Annotated in this window: 2 protein-coding genes; one reads left to right on the top strand and one right to left on the bottom strand. The window is 35.7% G+C overall.

What is annotated here, in order from left to right; genetic code table 11:
- On the bottom strand, positions 1 to 569 hold a 569-nt coding region (locus tag C6988_RS10835; RefSeq protein WP_255464487.1), incomplete at its 3' end, for a lyase family protein.
- A gap of 77 nt (positions 570 to 646) precedes the next feature.
- On the opposite strand from C6988_RS10835, the gene C6988_RS10830 reads away from it, so the two are divergent.
- Positions 647 to 1,645 (top strand): RtcB family protein (locus tag C6988_RS10830; RefSeq protein ID WP_182135458.1); only part of this gene is annotated, 999 nt, incomplete at its 3' end.

The raw sequence follows: 1,645 nt of genomic DNA, 5'->3' as shown, positions 1-1,645 counted from the left end.
GTTTTACAAATTAGAATTCGTTTTCTAACCTCTTCAATTCGCTCTAAGTGCCTTGACATTTCAGCTGCCCAGTTGGCAAATTTTAATCCAAATGAAATTATGCTTGCATGTTGACCATGAGTCCTACCTACTGCTGGAAGACTTTTGTATTTGACAGCTTTTGTTGCCAAAATATTTGCAAGCTTTGCTACCTTTGGCTCAATAATTGATAATGCATCTTTCATTTGCAATGAATTACTTGTATCTACCAAATCATTACTCGTTAAACCATAGTGTATCCATGGTCTTGCATCTACTTTGCATTTCTCACTTAGTGCCTCAACTAATGCTGCAGTATCATGATCACTTTTAGCTTCTAGTTGTTTGATTCTTTTTGCAGTAATTTTTCCTGATTTTGAAATTTTTAAAATATTTCCTCCCACAGATTTTGGGATCATTTTAATTTCACTTTGAGAAATTGCAGCAGCTCCTTCAATTGCTAACTGATAATCGACTTTGCTTTGCTCATTGAATATTTTGAGCATCTCTTTTGTTCCATATCTGCCACTATCAATAGGTAAAATCGCCAATATTCATATTCAATTTACATCGAAAATAAATCTACTTATGATTTAAATTGGAACTGTATGCCCATTAACCGATCTTTATGGAAAAAATCACTCCAAAAAAAGTTGGTGACATGGAGTATGTTGTAGAACCAACTGCTGAAAATGGAATGAATGTACCTGTTAAGATCTTTGCTGATGAAAATTTAATTCAAAAAATGTTAACTGATAGAACAATTTGGCAAGCAACAAACGTAGCTACGATGCCTGGAATTGTAGGTCATGCAGTAGTTTTACCTGACGGTCATGAAGGATATGGTTTTCCTGTAGGTGGTGTTGCAGCAATGGATGCAGAAGAAGGCATGATTAGTCCTGGTGGTGTAGGTTATGACATTAACTGTGGTGTACGATTATTGCGAACCAATCTAAATGAAAATGATGTAAGACCAAAACTAAAAGAACTAGTTGTAGATCTTTTCAACTCTATTCCTTCTGGAGTTGGCTCTAAAGGTGCAATCAAACTAAATCATTCTCAATTAGATGAGGTACTCGTCAAAGGTGTCAAGTGGGCAGTTGATAATGGTTATGGAAATTCAAATGATGCAGATGTATGCGAAGAAAACGGACAAATGGCAAATGCTGATCCTCACAAAATTTCAGATAAAGCAAGAAAAAGAGGAGCTCCACAACTAGGTAGTTTAGGTTCTGGAAATCATTTTCTTGAAATTCAAAAAGTATCCGAGATACATGATGAAGAAGCTGCAAAACGAATGGGAATTAAAGTGGGACAAGTAACGGTTCTTACTCATTGCGGTTCTAGAGGATTTGGTCACCAAGTATGTAGTGACTATCTACGTGTTTCAGAGCGAGCCTTGCAAAAGTTCAACATTACTCTCAAAGATAGAGAATTAGCATGCGTCCCAAATAATTCTGAAGAGGGTGAATCATACAGAAAAGCAATGTTTGCAGCACTTAATTTTGCTTGGAGTAATAGACAAATGATCTCTCATTGGACACGAAAATCTTTTGAACGAGTATTCAAACAATCTGAAAGTGATTTAGGAATGGATCTAATCTATGATGTTGCTCATAATATTGCT

This window comes from Nitrosopumilus sp. b1, from assembly GCF_014078545.1.
In the GTDB taxonomy this organism is placed as follows: domain Archaea; phylum Thermoproteota; class Nitrososphaeria; order Nitrososphaerales; family Nitrosopumilaceae; genus PXYB01.
Note: the sequence above shows the minus strand (reverse complement) of the source record. Positions and strands in the feature narration are given on the sequence as shown.